The sequence below is a fragment of the Herbaspirillum sp. 3R11 genome (assembly GCF_004563925.1).
Lineage (GTDB): Bacteria > Pseudomonadota > Gammaproteobacteria > Burkholderiales > Burkholderiaceae_D > Herbaspirillum.
In genome coordinates this window covers 268,350-282,854 of record NZ_SPNJ01000003.1, presented here as the reverse complement: position 1 = coordinate 282,854, position 14,505 = coordinate 268,350, and the positions used below count along the sequence as shown (strand labels likewise).

14 protein-coding genes are annotated in these 14,505 nt (G+C 61.6%); 1 reads left to right on the top strand and 13 read right to left on the bottom strand.

Going from position 1 to position 14,505, the window contains the following annotated elements:
* Positions 1 to 27: 27 nt before the first annotated feature.
* The 3 genes from lspA to E4P32_RS14715 all read right to left on the bottom strand — a co-directional run bounded on the left by lspA (position 28) and on the right by E4P32_RS14715 (position 4,602).
* Entirely contained in the window at positions 28 to 537 is a 510-nt protein-coding gene (gene lspA, locus E4P32_RS14725; protein WP_116435071.1) for a signal peptidase II, read from the bottom strand.
* A 98-nt stretch (positions 538 to 635) separates the two neighbouring features.
* Positions 636 to 3,530 (bottom strand): isoleucine--tRNA ligase, encoded by a 2,895-nt coding sequence (gene ileS / locus E4P32_RS14720; protein WP_116435072.1) that lies wholly within the window; start codon positions 3,528 to 3,530, stop codon positions 636 to 638.
* A gap of 94 nt (positions 3,531 to 3,624) precedes the next feature.
* Complete coding sequence (locus tag E4P32_RS14715) at positions 3,625 to 4,602, bottom strand: bifunctional riboflavin kinase/FAD synthetase (RefSeq protein ID WP_116435073.1); 978 nt, start codon at positions 4,600 to 4,602, stop codon at positions 3,625 to 3,627.
* A 286-nt stretch (positions 4,603 to 4,888) separates the two neighbouring features.
* Here E4P32_RS14715 and E4P32_RS14710 point away from each other — a divergent pair, with 286 nt between their 5' ends.
* On the top strand, positions 4,889 to 5,344 hold the full coding sequence (locus E4P32_RS14710) for a GNAT family N-acetyltransferase (protein WP_116435074.1): 456 nt from the start codon (positions 4,889 to 4,891) through the stop codon (positions 5,342 to 5,344).
* Between the two features lie 36 nt (positions 5,345 to 5,380).
* Here the strand turns inward: E4P32_RS14710 and E4P32_RS14705 are convergent, their stop codons facing one another.
* From E4P32_RS14705 to E4P32_RS14660, 10 genes are all read right to left on the bottom strand, one after another.
* Positions 5,381 to 6,073, bottom strand: a complete 693-nt coding sequence (locus tag E4P32_RS14705) for a GntR family transcriptional regulator (RefSeq protein ID WP_116435075.1) — start codon at positions 6,071 to 6,073, stop codon at positions 5,381 to 5,383.
* A gap of 43 nt (positions 6,074 to 6,116) precedes the next feature.
* Positions 6,117 to 6,497, bottom strand: a complete 381-nt coding sequence (gene hpxZ, locus E4P32_RS14700) for an oxalurate catabolism protein HpxZ (RefSeq protein ID WP_116435076.1) — start codon at positions 6,495 to 6,497, stop codon at positions 6,117 to 6,119.
* Positions 6,494 to 7,180 (bottom strand): cysteine hydrolase, encoded by a 687-nt coding sequence (locus E4P32_RS14695; protein ID WP_116435077.1) that lies wholly within the window; start codon positions 7,178 to 7,180, stop codon positions 6,494 to 6,496. The genes hpxZ and E4P32_RS14695 overlap by 4 nt, the downstream gene beginning before the upstream one ends.
* Positions 7,177 to 8,766 carry an ABC transporter ATP-binding protein gene (locus tag E4P32_RS14690; RefSeq protein WP_116435078.1) on the bottom strand — a complete coding sequence of 530 codons (1,590 nt, stop codon included), beginning with the start codon at positions 8,764 to 8,766 and terminating at the stop codon, positions 7,177 to 7,179. Before E4P32_RS14690 ends, E4P32_RS14695 begins: the two co-directional genes overlap by 4 nt.
* A gap of 2 nt (positions 8,767 to 8,768) precedes the next feature.
* The gene (locus tag E4P32_RS14685) at positions 8,769 to 9,464 is read right to left on the bottom strand and encodes an isochorismatase family cysteine hydrolase (protein ID WP_116435079.1); all 696 of its coding nucleotides are present in this window, start codon (positions 9,462 to 9,464) and stop codon (positions 8,769 to 8,771) included.
* A 16-nt stretch (positions 9,465 to 9,480) separates the two neighbouring features.
* Positions 9,481 to 10,401, bottom strand: coding sequence for an ABC transporter permease (locus E4P32_RS14680; protein ID WP_116435080.1), 921 nt, complete (start codon positions 10,399 to 10,401; stop codon positions 9,481 to 9,483).
* Positions 10,394 to 11,536, bottom strand: coding sequence for an ABC transporter permease (locus E4P32_RS14675; protein ID WP_116435335.1), 1,143 nt, complete (start codon positions 11,534 to 11,536; stop codon positions 10,394 to 10,396). Before E4P32_RS14675 ends, E4P32_RS14680 begins: the two co-directional genes overlap by 8 nt.
* A gap of 108 nt (positions 11,537 to 11,644) precedes the next feature.
* The gene (locus E4P32_RS14670) at positions 11,645 to 12,742 is read right to left on the bottom strand and encodes a BMP family ABC transporter substrate-binding protein (protein ID WP_116435081.1); all 1,098 of its coding nucleotides are present in this window, start codon (positions 12,740 to 12,742) and stop codon (positions 11,645 to 11,647) included.
* 63 nt (positions 12,743 to 12,805) lie between these two features.
* Entirely contained in the window at positions 12,806 to 13,651 is an 846-nt protein-coding gene (locus tag E4P32_RS14665; RefSeq protein ID WP_116435082.1) for an ABC transporter ATP-binding protein, read from the bottom strand.
* Positions 13,648 to 14,505, bottom strand: a complete 858-nt coding sequence (locus E4P32_RS14660) for an ABC transporter permease (protein ID WP_116435083.1) — start codon at positions 14,503 to 14,505, stop codon at positions 13,648 to 13,650. The genes E4P32_RS14665 and E4P32_RS14660 overlap by 4 nt, the downstream gene beginning before the upstream one ends.

Genomic DNA, 14,505 nt, shown 5'->3' with positions numbered 1-14,505 from the left:
AAATTGCTGCAGCCTTGCCGCCCGACACTATTTGCCGACGCGGCGCAATTCATCCAGCACGAACAATACCGCACCGACGCAGATCGCACTATCGGCGATGTTGAACGCCGGCCAGTGCCAGTTGCCGATGAAGACGTCGAGGAAGTCGATCACGTGACCGTACAGGATGCGATCGATCACGTTACCCACCGCGCCACCCAGGATCAGCGCCAGCGCCCAGCAAAACATGCGTTGGCCGGCGTGCTTGCGCAGCAGATAGATGATGTAGATCGCGGCGGCGATGCCGATCGCGGTGAAGAGGTGACGTTGCCAGCCCGATTCCGCTGCGAGGAAGCTGAACGCCGCGCCCTTGTTATAGACCAGCACCAGGTTGAAGAAGCCGGTGATCGGACGCGATTCGCCGTAATGGAACAGTTTGACGATGGTGATCTTGGACAACTGATCCAACAGCAATATGATCAGCGAAATACCCAGCCATGGCAGCAGGCTGTTGTTGTTGCTGGAGCTGGGCATGAGGCGTTTTTTATTGGAAGCCATGGAGGATGAATTTGGATACGGACGTGGATGATATCGGGGGAAAAGCTCGGAAAAAGCGCCGGCACGTGTCATATGTCACGCGCCGGCTTGCCTGATGCTTACGCGAAGTGGCGGTCTTCACCACTGCCAAACAGATTGGCGACGCAGCGGCCGCACAGGCCTTCGTGCTCGGCGTGTGAGCCGACGTCAGCGCGGTAGTGCCAGCAGCGTTCGCATTTCTGGTTGGCCGATGGCGTGACGACGATGGCTTCGTCGGCTTCCGTCGCCACCGCAGTGACCTTGGCGGCCGAGGTGATCAGCACGAACTTCAGATCGTCGCCCAGGCTTTGCAGCAGAGCCACCTTGTCGCCGCTGACCTTCAGTTCGACTTCCGCTTGCAGCGACGAGCCGATGTTGCCGGCGATGCGGACTTCTTCCAGTTGCTTGGTCACGGTCGCGCGCACTTCGTGCAGCACGTTGAACTTGGCCACCAGCGCCTCGGCTTGCGCCACTTCCGGCAGCGCGTAATACGTCTGCGTGAAGATGGTTTCGCTGCTGTCGGCAAACGCTTCCTTGCTGGCGAAGAAGCTCCACGCCTCTTCCGCCGTGAACGACAGCGTCGGCGCCATCAGGCGCAGCAGCGCCTGGGTGATATGCCAGATCGCGGTCTGCGCGGAACGGCGCGCGTGCGAATCGACGCCGCTGGTGTACAGGCGATCCTTGAGGATATCGAGGTAGAAGCCGCCCAGGTCTTCCGAGCAATACATCTGCAGCTTGGAGACGACCGGATGGAACTCGTAAGTCTCGTAATGCGCCAGGATTTCCTTCTGCAGGTTGGCCATGTTGGCGATCGCATAGCGATCGATTTCCAGCATCTCGGCGACCGGCACGGCGTTCTTGGCCATGTCGAAATCGGCCGTGTTGGCCAGCAGGAAGCGCAGCGTGTTGCGGATGCGGCGATACGCTTCAGTGACGCGTTTCAGGATTTCGTCGGAGATCGAGATCTCGCCGGAGTAATCGCTCGACGCCACCCACAGGCGCAGGATTTCCGCGCCCAGCGAGTCGGCCACCTTCTGCGGCTCGACGCCGTTCTTGAGCGACTTCGACATCTTGCGGCCTTCGCCGTCGACCACGAAACCGTGGGTCAGCAGGGCCTTGTACGGTGCGCAGCCATTCAGCATCGAGGAAGTCAGCAGCGACGAGTGGAACCAGCCGCGATGCTGGTCTGAACCTTCCAGATACAGATCGGCAGGAAATTGCAATTCCTGCTTGTGCGAACCGCGCAGCACGGTCTGATGGGTCGAACCGGAGTCGAACCAGACGTCCAGCGTGTCCTTGTTCTTCAGGTATTGATCGGCCTCATCACCCAGCAATTCCTTCGGATCCAGCGCCTGCCATGCCTCGATACCGCTCTGCTCGATGCGCTGGGCGATCTGTTCCAGCAACTCGGGCGTGCGCGGATGCAGCAGGCCGGTTTCCTTGTGCACGAAGAAAGCCATCGGCACGCCCCATTGGCGTTGGCGTGACAGCGTCCAGTCGGGACGGTTGGCGATCATGCCGTGCAGGCGCGCCTTGCCCCACGCCGGGAAGAAGGCGGTGTCTTCGATGCCTTGCAGCGCGGTTTCGCGCAGGCTCTTGCCGCCGTCTTTCGGCGCGTTGTCCATGCTCGCGAACCATTGCGAGGTGGCGCGATAGATGATCGGCGTCTTGTGGCGCCAGCAGTGCATGTAGCTGTGGTCGAACATCACCAGCTTGAACAGCGTGCCGACTTCTTCCAGCTTGGCGCAGATCGGCTTCGAGGCTTCCCAGATCGTCAGGCCGGCGAACAGCGGCAGCGACGACGCGTAGCGGCCATCGCCCATGACGGGGCTGATGATGTCGTCGTCCTTCATGCCATGCGCCTTGCACGAGATAAAGTCTTCGATACCGTAGGCAGGCGCCGAGTGGACGATGCCGGTGCCGCTGTCGGCGGTCACGTAGTCGCCCAGGTAGATCGGCGACAGGCGGTCGTAGCCCTTGTCGGCGGTCGCCAGCGGATGATGGAAGGCGATCAGCGACAGCGCCTCACCCTTGGCGGTGGCGATGACCTTGCCGGTCAGGCCGAAGCGTTGCAGGCAGGATTCGACCAGGTCGTTGGCCAGGATCAGCAGCGTCGGCTCTCCATTGCGCTCGGTCTGCACCAGCGCGTAGTCGAATTCCGGATGCACGTTCAGCGCCTGGTTGGACGGGATGGTCCATGGCGTGGTGGTCCAGATGACGACGTAACCCTTGTCGGTTGGCAGCTTGCTCAGGCCGAAAGCCTTGGCGATCTTGTCGTGTTCCGCAAACGGGAAGCCGACGTCGATGGCCGGATCGCGCTTGTCTTGGTATTCGACTTCAGCTTCCGCCAATGCGGAGCCGCAGTCGAAACACCAGTTGACCGGCTTCAGGCCGCGATAGACGTAACCCTTCTCCAGGATCGTGCCGAGCGCGCGCAACTCATCGGCTTCGTTGGAGAAGTTCATGGTCTTGTATGGATTGTCCCATTCGCCCAGTACGCCCAGACGGATGAAGTCTTTCTTCTGCAGCTCGATCTGCTCGTTGGCGTAAGCGCGCGCCTTGGCTTGCACTTCGGCCACCGGCAGGTTCTTGCCGTATTTCTTTTCGATCTGGATTTCGATCGGCATGCCGTGGCAATCCCAACCCGGCACGTATTGCGCGTCGAAGCCGGCCATGTTGCGGGCCTTGACGATCATGTCCTTGAGAATCTTGTTGACGGCGTGGCCCAGGTGGATTTCACCGTTGGCGTACGGAGGACCGTCGTGCAGGATGAACTTCGGACGACCGGCCGAGGCCTTGCGGATGCGTTGATACAGCTTCTTGCTCTGCCATTCCTTGACCCATTGCGGCTCGCGCTTGGCGAGGTCGCCGCGCATCGGGAATGCGGTTTCGGTCATGTTGACCGGATACTTGCTGGCCGGTTTGCCTTCGTTCTTGCCGGGCTTGTTCGGCTTGGAGGATTCGTTGTTCGACATAAGTTGTTTTCAGTTAAATTCTGGAAATCGGTGACGGCTGATGCCGGAAGAAGCGACGCCGCAAATGACTGCCGGCGAGCGGGGCGGGCCAGCGTCAAATTCGGTCGGTGGCGGACACGGCGAAACTCGCCTGATCCTTGAACCAGGCACGCGCCTGTTGCGCATCGCGCTCAATGGCTGCCGTCAATGTCGGCAGATCGACGTATTTCTCTTCGTCGCGAATCTTCTTCAGGAATTCCACGCGCAGCAATTTGCCGTAGCAATCGCCGCTGTAGTCGAAGATATGCGTTTCCAGCAGCACGCGGCCGCTGTCGTCCACGGTCGGACGCACGCCCAGGCTGGCGACGGCCGGCAGTGGCTTGTCGCCCAGTCCGTGCACCTGCACGATGAAGATCCCCGACAACGCCGGATGCTTGTGGCTCACGCGCATGTTCAGCGTCGGGAATCCGATGGTGCGGCCTAGCTTCTTGCCGTGCACCACATGGCCGGAGATCGCGTACGAATGGCCCAGCAACTGGCGCGCATGCGGGAAGTCAGCCTTCGCCAATGCTGCGCGGATCGCCGACGACGAGATGCGCACGCCGTCGTTGTTCACGTTCGGCATGGTGTGCACTTCAAAGCCGTATTGCTTGCCGGCCTCGATCAGGGTCTGGATATTGCCGGCGCGGCGCGAACCGAAGCAGAAGTCTTCGCCCACGAGCAGCCAGCGCACGTGCAGACCCTGAATCAGGATCTTTTCAATGAAGTCTTGGGGCGACAGGGCGGCGAAGTTGGCGTTGAAATGCTCGACGATCACGCGGTCGACACCGGCGTTGGACAGCGATTGCAGCTTGTCGCGCAGGTTGGCGATGCGTTGCGGGGCTTTTTCCGGGGTGCCGGCCAGTTGCGCGAAGAACTCGCGCGGATGCGGTTCGAACGTCATCACGGCGGCATCCAGGTTCAGGCGGGTGGCCGCTTCGCGCACCTGCGCCAGCAGCGCCTGGTGGCCACGGTGCACGCCGTCGAAGTTGCCGATCGTCAGCGCGCAGGGCGCACGCGATTCAGCGTTGGGAAGTCCGCGAAATACCTTCATGGAAGAGGTTAAAAGTGATGCCGTTGCAAAAGCCTTCCATTATAAATGTTTTCGGAGGCTTACCCCTGATTTGGCGGCGAAACGGCGGGAAACAAGCGGCAGCAGAAGCCGCGCCACCGTAACGCGCTGGCCGGCGAGGTGGGTTTTTCAACGGAATTGATCAAATTGCAAATATTTCAAATTGGAAATGTTGTTCGCCGCCAATGCCATCCTGCTCAACCATGGGCATAATGGTCGAATCCCGCAGAACTTCGCACAACAGACTCCAACCCCCAAGGAAGCAGAGATGCACATAGAAGTCGACGATCTTTCTCGCCCCGCCATTCACGCCTTGCTTGAAGAGCATTTGCGCAATATGCGCGAGATATCGCCTCCCGAAAGCGTCCATGCACTCGATCTCGGCAAGCTGCGCAGCCCGGACATCACGTTCTGGACGGTTTGGGAGGATGCGCAACTGATCGGTTGCGGCGCGCTCAAGGAACTCGATCGTGTGCACGGCGAGATCAAATCCATGCGCACCCCTGAAGCGTTGCGGCGCAAAGGCGCCGGCCGGGCAATGCTGGCGTACATCATCGGGCAGGCCAAGGCGCGCGGCTATGAACGTCTCAGCCTCGAGACCGGATCGTTCGATGCATTCAAACCGGCCCGGCAACTGTATGAGAGTGTGGGTTTCGTCTACTGCGGTCCGTTCGGGACTTACGAAGAAGATCCGAACAGCATGTTCATGACTTTGCGTCTGTAAACTTGGGCGAGGCGGCGGAGGGAGTTGTTCCGGCCGCTAAGGCAGTGTTTTCAATTGTTCCTGGCGCGCCTCGGCCAGCATCCAGATGGTGATCTTGCGCACTTCCAGCTTGCTTTGCGTGATATGGGCGCGCAGCAGGATCTGCGCCTCGGTCGCCTTGCGCTTGGCGATCAGCTTGAGGATCTTGCCGTGTTCTTCATAGGTCGCCAGTACGCGGTTCTTTTTGAGGAAGTCGAGGCGGCGCACGATGCGGATCTTTTCCGTCACTTCGGTGTGGATGCGCGTCATTTCCTCGTTGCCGGCGGCGGCCACCAGGTTGGTGTGGAAGCTTTCGTCCAGCTCCGCCACCTTGACCGCTTCGCTTTCGCGTTCTTCTTCCGGTACCAGCCAGACGGCATTCAATTCTTCCAAACCGGGCGATGGGTCGGGATTTTGGCAAAGACGTTCCAGCGCGGCCATTTCCAGCACGATGCGCAAGTCATACAGATTGTCGAGACGATCGAAGTCGATCGGCCGCACCTTCCAGCCGCGCCGGAAGCCGACGTCCAGATAGCCTTCACGCTGCATGCGGAACAGGGCGTCGCGCAGCGGCGTACGCGAGACGCCGTAGGACAACGCCATTTCGGTTTCGGTGAAGTTGTCCCCGGGCAGCAGGCGGAAATTGAAGATGTCTTCCTTGAGCCGGTTGTAAACCTGTTCAGCAAGCGGATTTGCAGCAGTTACGGTCATGGCGGGACGTCGTCAATACAAAAGGGAAATCGGAACAACGGCTTTACAACATCAGGCTGACATGGGCGGCGACAATACGCCATCCGGCGTCCATGCGCACCCAAGTTTGCATCTGGCGGCCGATTTTATCGGAGTCCTCACCGGTAAATTCGGTGCTGACAGTAGCATAGTCGCTGCCGAAGGTCGTGACCACCGTGCGATGCAATTTACGTGAAGGATGCACCGGCGCGCAGGTCTGGCGGTATTGGCGGATCGCTTCGCCGCCGAGCAGGATTTCACCGACGCCATAGCGCACCGTCTGCGGGTCGTACCAAAACCAGCGATCCAGCGCGGGCACGTCGTGGATCAGCAGGGCGTGTTCATAGTTGGCGAAAGCTTGTTCGACCTCTTCCACGATATGCGGCAGGTTGACTTGCGGATTCATGATGCGGTTTCTCCTGCGGTTTCTTTGAATGAGGTTTGCAGTGCGGACAGCGGCGCTTGCCAGCCGACGATGCCGCCCTGCGCGGTCAGCATGGCCAGCGTGGCCTGATGGAAGACGGGGAAATAGCTGGCGCAGGCGTCTTCGACGATCAGGCATTCGTAACCGCGATCGTTGGCCTCGCGCATCGAGGTCTGCACGCAGACTTCGGTCGTGACGCCGGAAAACAGCAGATGCGTGATGCCGCGCGCCTGCAATTGGGCATGCAGGTCGGTGGCGTAGAACGCTCCTTTACCGGGTTTGTCGATCACCAGTTCGCCGTCTTGCGGCGCCAGCAGCGGCAGGATCTGGTTGCCCGGTTCGCCGCGCACCAGTATGCGGCCCATCGGGCCTTCATCGCCGATGCCCAGCGTGGGATTGCCGCGCTTGAGTTTGGCCGGCGGACAGTCGGACAGATCCGGCAAATGCGACTCGCGCGTGTGTATCACCAGCATGTTCTGTTCGCGCGCCAGCGCCAGCAGCTTCGCCACCGTCGGCACGATGATCGTCAGCGGCCGCACGTCATTGCCGAGCACGCTGCCGAAGCCGCCTTCCTCGACGAAGTCGCGCTGCATGTCGATCACCACCAGCGCCGTGTGACGGCTGTCGAATTGGTAAGGATAGGGAATGGCGTCGACGGTGATCATGCGGTCTCCAGTTGAATATGATGTGCTGATGCTTCCGCATGTTGACCGCGCCCGGCCATCCAGCGTCCCAATTCGGCGCGGTCGGCGCCGGCCGCATCAGTCGCATGCACGATGGCGCCGTCGGTCATCACGAGGATGCGGTCGGACAATTCCAGTAATTCATCGAGATCTTCGCTGACCAGCAGGATTGCCGTACCCAGCGCGCGCGCCTGCAACAGACGCGCATGGATGTCGGCCACCGAGGCGAAGTCCAGTCCGAACACGGGATTGGCGACGATCAGTACGTTCACCGCGTCTTCCGGTCGTATGGAATCACCCAGTTCGCGCGCCAGCACGGCGCGTTGCACGTTGCCTCCCGAGAGCGTGCCGATGGCGCGTTCCGGCAGCGGTGGTTTGACGTTGAAGGCGGCAATCAAAGCCTGCGCCTGCTTGCGCATGGCGGCGCGATTGACGCTCCAGCGCAGCCAGCCGCTGCGGCGGAACGGCGCCACGTCGAAATTGCGCAGCGCCATGTTTTCGGCGACGTTCATGCCGGCGATGCAGGCGTTGCGCAGCGGTTCTTCCGGCAACGCAAAGACTTTGCGCTCGCGCATTTCAGTACGGCTGGCCTGATAGTCGGCGCCATTGATCTGCACTTCTCCGGACAAGCGGCGGCGCTGGCCGAGCAGGGCTTCCACCAGTTCTTTCTGACCGTTGCCGGAGATGCCGGCCAGACCAACGATCTCGCCGCGCTTCACTTGCAGCGACAGCGTATTGACGGCGGTGACGCCGCGGTCGTTGAGCACCAGCAGGGAGTCCACTTTCAGGCCAACAGGCGCGTCGGCAGGTACCGGCGGGCGCGCCACGATTTCTTTTTCGACGCGCGCCTGTCCCATCATCCAGTGTGCGAGTTCGGCCGGGCTGGTGTCGGCGACCGCCGCGCTGCCAACCAGCCGTCCCTTGCGCAACACCGTGACGTCGTCGGCGTAGGCGGTGACTTCGTGGAACTTGTGCGTGATCATCAACACGGTCAGTTCTTCGCGGCGCGTAAGGTCGCGCATCAGGCCCAGCACTTCGTCGGCTTCCTGAGGCGTGAGCACGGAGGTCGGCTCGTCGAGGATCAGCAGGCGGCGACGCAGATAGAGTTGCTTGAGGATTTCGAGCTTCTGTTTTTCGCCGGCGGACAGGCTGCTGATGAGGCGGTCGAGGTCGAGCCGGAACGGCATCGCCTCCATGAATTCTTCCAGCGCCTGGCGTTCCAGATTCCAGTGGATGCGCCAGCGTGCGAGGCCGCGCGCCAGCAGCAGGTTCTCGGCCACGGACAAACTCGGCGCCAGCGTGAAGTGCTGATACACCATGCCGATGCCGAGCGTGTTGGGCACGCGCGGGCCGCGGATTTCCACCTCGCGGCGATCGGCCTGGATGATGCCCTGGTCGAGCGGACTGTAGCCGACCAGGCCTTTGACCAGCGTACTTTTTCCCGCGCCGTTTTCGCCCAGCAGCGCATGGATGGTGCCGGCCTTGATCTTGATCGAGACCTCGTCCAGCGCGCGGAATTCGCCGAAGGACTTGCCGGCGCCGATGACTTCCAGCTCGAGCGCGTGCATGATTATTTTCCGATCGCTTGCAACAACGAGGAGGAGTCCGACACCGCGCCGAACACGCCGCCCTGCATCTTGATCATCGACAGCGCCGCCAGGTGATTGTTGTGATCGGTGGCGCCGCAGCAGTCGGCCAGCATCACGCATTCAAAACCGCGGTCGTTGGCTTCACGCATGGTGGTGTGGACGCAGACGTCGGTGGTGATGCCGGTCAGAATCAGGTTGCGGATGCCGCGCGTGTGCAGCACCAGTTCCAGGTCGGTGGCGCAGAACGAGCCCTTGCCGGGTTTGTCGATGATGATTTCACCGGCGATGGGCGCCAGTTCAGGAATGATGTCCCAGCCCGGCTCGCCGCGCACGAGGATCTTGCCGCAGGGGCCGTCATCGCCGATGCCGACACCCTTGGTGCCGATCCGGCGCGAACGCCAGCGCTTGTTGGCGGGCAGATCGGACAGGTCGGGACGATGGCCTTCGCGGGTATGGATGATGGTGTAGCCGCCGGCGCGCATGGCGCTCAGCACACTCTTGATCGGCCCGATCGGCGCGCGCGTGAGCGACAGGTCATAACCCATCTTGTCGACGTAGCCGCCGATGCCGCAGAAGTCGGTCTGCATGTCGATGATGACCAGCGCAGTGTTGGCCGGCGTCAATGCGCCGTCGTAGGGCCACGGGTAAGGTTCGGACTGGATGAACAATTCGGACATATCGGTTTCTCCTGATTTATCTGGTAAGGCTGAGCTCGCCCGGCGCGCTCGACAGCGTGCGGTCGGGCCGGCAGGTAATGATCATGATCAGCAAGGTCAGTGCGTAAGGCGCGGCGTTGAACAGGTAATAGCCCGAGGTCACGCCGACCGCCTGCAAGGCCGGGCCGAGTGCGCCGGCAGCGCCGAACAGCAGCGCCGCCAGCAGGCAACGCAGCGGCTGCCAGCGCGCAAAAATTACCAGCGCTACCGCCATCAGGCCTTGTCCGCTGGACAGGCCTTCATTCCAGCTGCCGGGGTAATAGAGCGACAGATAGGCGCCGCCCACCGCTGCCAGAAAACCGCCGCAGGCCGTCGCGATGATGCGCGTCAGATTGATGCGATAGCCCAAGGCGCGCGCGGTCTCGGCATGGTCGCCGACCAGACGCAGCGCCAGGCCCCAGCTGGTGCTGGACAGACCCCATTGCAAGGCGGCGGCCAACAGCACGCCGATCAGGAACAGGGCATTGATTTCCAGCGCGTGATGCAGATGCGGATTGCTGCTCCAGCTACCGAGATCGATCGACGGTAGCATCGTCGCCTGCGGCTGGATGAACGGCTTGCCGAGGAAGAAGGCGAGGCCGGTGCCGAGCAGCATCAGCGCGATGCCGAAGGCGATGTCGTTGACGCGCGGCAGCGAACACACCAGCCCGTGCAAGGTGCCGAGCAGCATGCCGGAGACACCCGCCGCCAGCACACCCAGCCAGGCCGAGCCGGAGAAGAAGGACACCGCATATCCGGTCATCGCGCCGCAAACCAGGATGCCTTCCAGGCCGAGATTCACACGGCCGCCTTTTTCAGTCAGGCATTCGCCCAGGCTGACGAAGAGGAAGGGCGTCCCGACGCGGATCGCGCCGGCGAACAAGGCCAGCAGCAGCGTGGTGAAATCGAAATCAACCATGGATGGTCTCCGCGACAGTGGTCGGTAAGGGTTGCGCCTGCTGCTGCCAGCGCGTCTTCAGCGCGCCGAGACGACCGGTGATCGCTTCCCATGCCAGCAGGTTGCAGAACAGCAGTCCCTGCAACACCAGCGTGGTGGCGTCGGGCAGGTCGAGGCGGCGTTGCAGCAGGCTGCCGCTGGCTTCGACGCCGCCGATGACGACTGCGCAGACGATGATGGCGAGTGGATTCTGGCGCGCCGCGAAGGCCACCAGAATGCCGCTGAATCCGTAGCCTGCCAGTAGTGCACTGTTGGCGCTGCCATGCACGGCGGTGACTTCGAACATGCCGGCCAGACCTGCGGCAGCGCCGCCCATGGCGCAGGCAATGACGACCAGGCGATTGACCGGCAAGCCGACCAGGCGCGCGGTGCGGCCGTTGCCGCCGGCAATCGCCATGGCGAAACCGATCACGCTATGGCGCAGGAATATCCACGCCGCCACGCAAGCCAGCGCGCCCCACACCAGGCCCCAATGCACATCGAGACCGGGCAGGGGATTGATCAGATAGGCATCCGGTAGCGGCACTGTCGACGGCTTGTTGAGACTGGCCGGATCGCGCAGCGGACCTTCGACCAGATGTTTGAACAGCGCCACCGCGATGTAGGAAAGCAGCAGGCTGGAAATCGTTTCGTTGACGCCGCGCCATTGACGCAGGGCGCCGCACAGCGCGATCCAGAGTCCGCCGGCGATCATGGCGATGACGGCCATGGCAGGCAGCATGATCCACGGCGACAGCGCAGGTAAAAAAGAGGGAAGTACCGCAGCAAACAATCCACCCATCGCCAGCGCACCTTCGCCGCCGATGACGATCAGGCCGACGCGCGCCGGCAGCGCCACGCATAGCGCAGTCAACAGCAAAGGCGCCGCGCGCTGCAAGGTATTTTGCCAGGCGAACGCCGAGCCGAACGCGCCCTGGAAAATCAGCAGGCAGGCTTCAGTCGCGGGCTTGCCCTGCACCAGAAGGAACAACACGAACAGCAGCAGTGCGCCGGCCAGCGCGCACAGCGTCGGCAATACCGGCGCCAGTGCGATGCCGGCACGGGCCTTGAGCCGTAAGGTGAATGCACTGTTTTCCGCGCGGTCGTAAGTGGTCATGACGATTGATGAACAATGAATGGCGAAAAAACGGATGGCGGCAGCGCGTTGCGGCGACATGTTCTCGTCGTCGCAACGCGCCAGGCTTCACATTGCATTAAGCAGTTTTCATACCTGACCAACGACGCCCGCCACCAGATAATTCATCTTTTCCAAAGCGACGTCGGTCTGCGCTTGCGTGGTGCCGGCCGGGATCACGACTGCACCCTTGTTGTCTTTGATCGGGCCCTTGAAGATCTGGAACTTGCCGGCCAGCATCTGCGCCTTGACGTCGTCGGCCTTCTTCTTCGCGGCGGCACTGACGTTGGCGCCGTAGGGCGACATCTTGACGAAGTTGTCCTTGAGGCCGCCGCGCAGGAAGTTGATCATCGGCTTGCCTTCCAGCGTGGCCTTGACGATCTCGGTATAAGGCGTGGCCCAGTTCCATTCCGCGCCGGTGAGGTAGCCCTTGGGCGCGAGCGCAGCCTGGCTGGCGTGGTAGCCGCAGGTCATGACGCCGCGCTTCTCGGCGGTTTCGACGATGACCTTGGGGCCGTCGACGTGGCAGGTGATGACGTCGCAGCCCTGGTCGATCAGGCTGTTGGCGGCTTCGGCTTCCTTGACCGGCAGCGACCAGTCGCCGGTGAAGATCACCCGTGTGGTGATCGATGGATCAACCGACTGCGCGCCCAGCGTAAAGGCGTTGATATTGCGCAGCACTTGCGGGATGGGCTTGGCAGCAATGAAGGCCAGCTTCTTGGATTTGCTCATGTGGCCGGCGACCACGCCGGACAGGTATTCGCACTCTTCGATGTAGCCGAAGAAGCTGCCGACGTTGAGCGGATGCTTGCCTTGCGTCCACAGGCCGCCGCAGTGGGCGATGCGTACCTTGGGATATTTCTCCGCGACTTTCAGGACGTGCGGATCAAAGTAGCCGAACGAAGTCGGGAAGATCAGCGATGCGCCGTCTTGCTGGATCATGGCTTCCATGGTCTTTTGGACGGCCACGGTTTCCGGCACTTTCTCTTCCTCGATGACCTTGATGCCGGGCATTTTCTTGATGATGGCGGCAGCTTGCGCATGCGACTGGTTGTAGCCGAAGTCGTCGCGCGCGCCGACATAGATGAAGCCGACCGTCAGCGGTGCGGCAGCCAGCAGGTCCAGTGGAAATGCCGAGCCCAGCGCGGCGGCGCCGGTCAGTTTGAGAAAGTCACGACGGTTGTTCATCTTTGGCTCCGGTAAAGGGAAACGTTGGTGGTGTTGTTGGCAAAGTGATGCTGAAAAAGCGTGTTATTTCGGCGGCTGAGCGGTGGCTTCGCGCCGTACTTCGGTCTGGAAAATCTCCAGGCTCATCTTCTTGGCGTCGATGAAGCGCGGCTGCGTCAGCGTCTCCACCGTGCGCGGGCGGGCATCGTCGTAATGCAGGATGTGTGCCACCTTGGTCGGGCGCTTGGTCAGCAGCAGGATCTCGTCGGCGAGGTAGACCGCCTCTTCCAGATCGTGCGAGACGAGCATCATGGTGGTGCCGGTCTGCATGAAGACTTCCTGCAGCTTTTCGCGGATGAACAGCGTCATCTCGAAGTCGAGCGCAGAGAACGGTTCGTCGAGGAACAGCACCTCCGGTCCCGGCGCCAGTGCGCGCATGATGGAAGCGGTCTGCTGCTGGCCGCCGGACATTTCATACGGATAGCGGTTGAGGTCGAACTTGACGTCGAAGGAGGCGACCAGTTCTTCCACGCGGCGGTTGATCTCGACCTTGGATTTTCCTTCCAGCTTCAAGGGATAGGCGATGTTGTCGATGGTGCGCAGCCACGGAAACATCGCTTCGCGGTAGTTCTGGAAGACGTAGCCGATCTTGGTGTCGGCCAGCGATTTTCCGTCGAACAGGATCTGCCCCGCGTCGATCGGAATCAGGCCGGCGATCATGTTGATCAGCGTCGACTTGCCGCAGCCGTTGGGGCCGAATACCGAGACGATTTTTCCCTTGGGGATGTCGAGATTGAAATCCTCGTACAGGGGCCAGCCGGCGAAGTATTTGGTCAGCCCGCGGATCGTGATGTGGGTGCCGGGAGGACCCGGAACGAAAGGGATGACCGGCTCTTCGTACTTCAGTTTTGGGGATATGACGACGCTCATCTTCCGCTCCAGTGAACGATACGTTTTTCAATCACGATGAACACCACGTTCAACGCATAGCCGAGCGCACCGGCGGCCAGGATCGCGGCATACATTTCGCGCACGTTCAGCACTTGCTGGGCGTCGATGATCTTGTGGCCGAGACCGTTTTCGGAGCCGATGAACATTTCGGCGACGATCACGATCACCAGCGCCATCGAGACCGCGCTACGCAGGCCGACGAAGGTCGGTTGCAGGCTTTCCCACAGCAGCACGTCCTTGAAGATTTGCCAGCGTGAGGCGCCCATGACCTTGGCTGCCATCACGCGCTGCTTGCGGGCGTTGAGCACGCCGTAGGCACTGTTGAACAACACGATCAACAGCGCGCCGAAGGCGGCGATGGCGACCTTGTTGATGTCCGACACGCCGAAGATCAGCAGGAACAGCGGGATCAATGCCGAGGATGGCGTCGAACGGAAAAAGTCGATCAGGAACTCCACACTGCGATAGGCGCGCTCATTGCTCCCCAGCAGAACGCCGAGCGGCACGCCGACCACGGCCGCGATGAGGAAGGCTTCCAGCGTGCGCATCACCGTCACCAGAAAATCCAGCAGCAGCGGGCCGCCGGCCAGGCCATTGACCAGCGTGATCAGTGTGGCCGCAGGCGTCGGCAGCAGGATCGCCTTGATCCAGCCGGCGCGCACCACCAGGTCCCAGATGATGAACAGGGCGATCGGGCCGACGAAAGGCAGGAGCTTGCCGAAGGACGGCAGCGCACGGCGCTTTTTTACAACTGGAACAGGCTTGATTTCAGCCGCCGCAGCGCCTGCGGTGTCCGGCTTCGAGGCACCTTCAACAGTGAGGGAGTCAGCCAT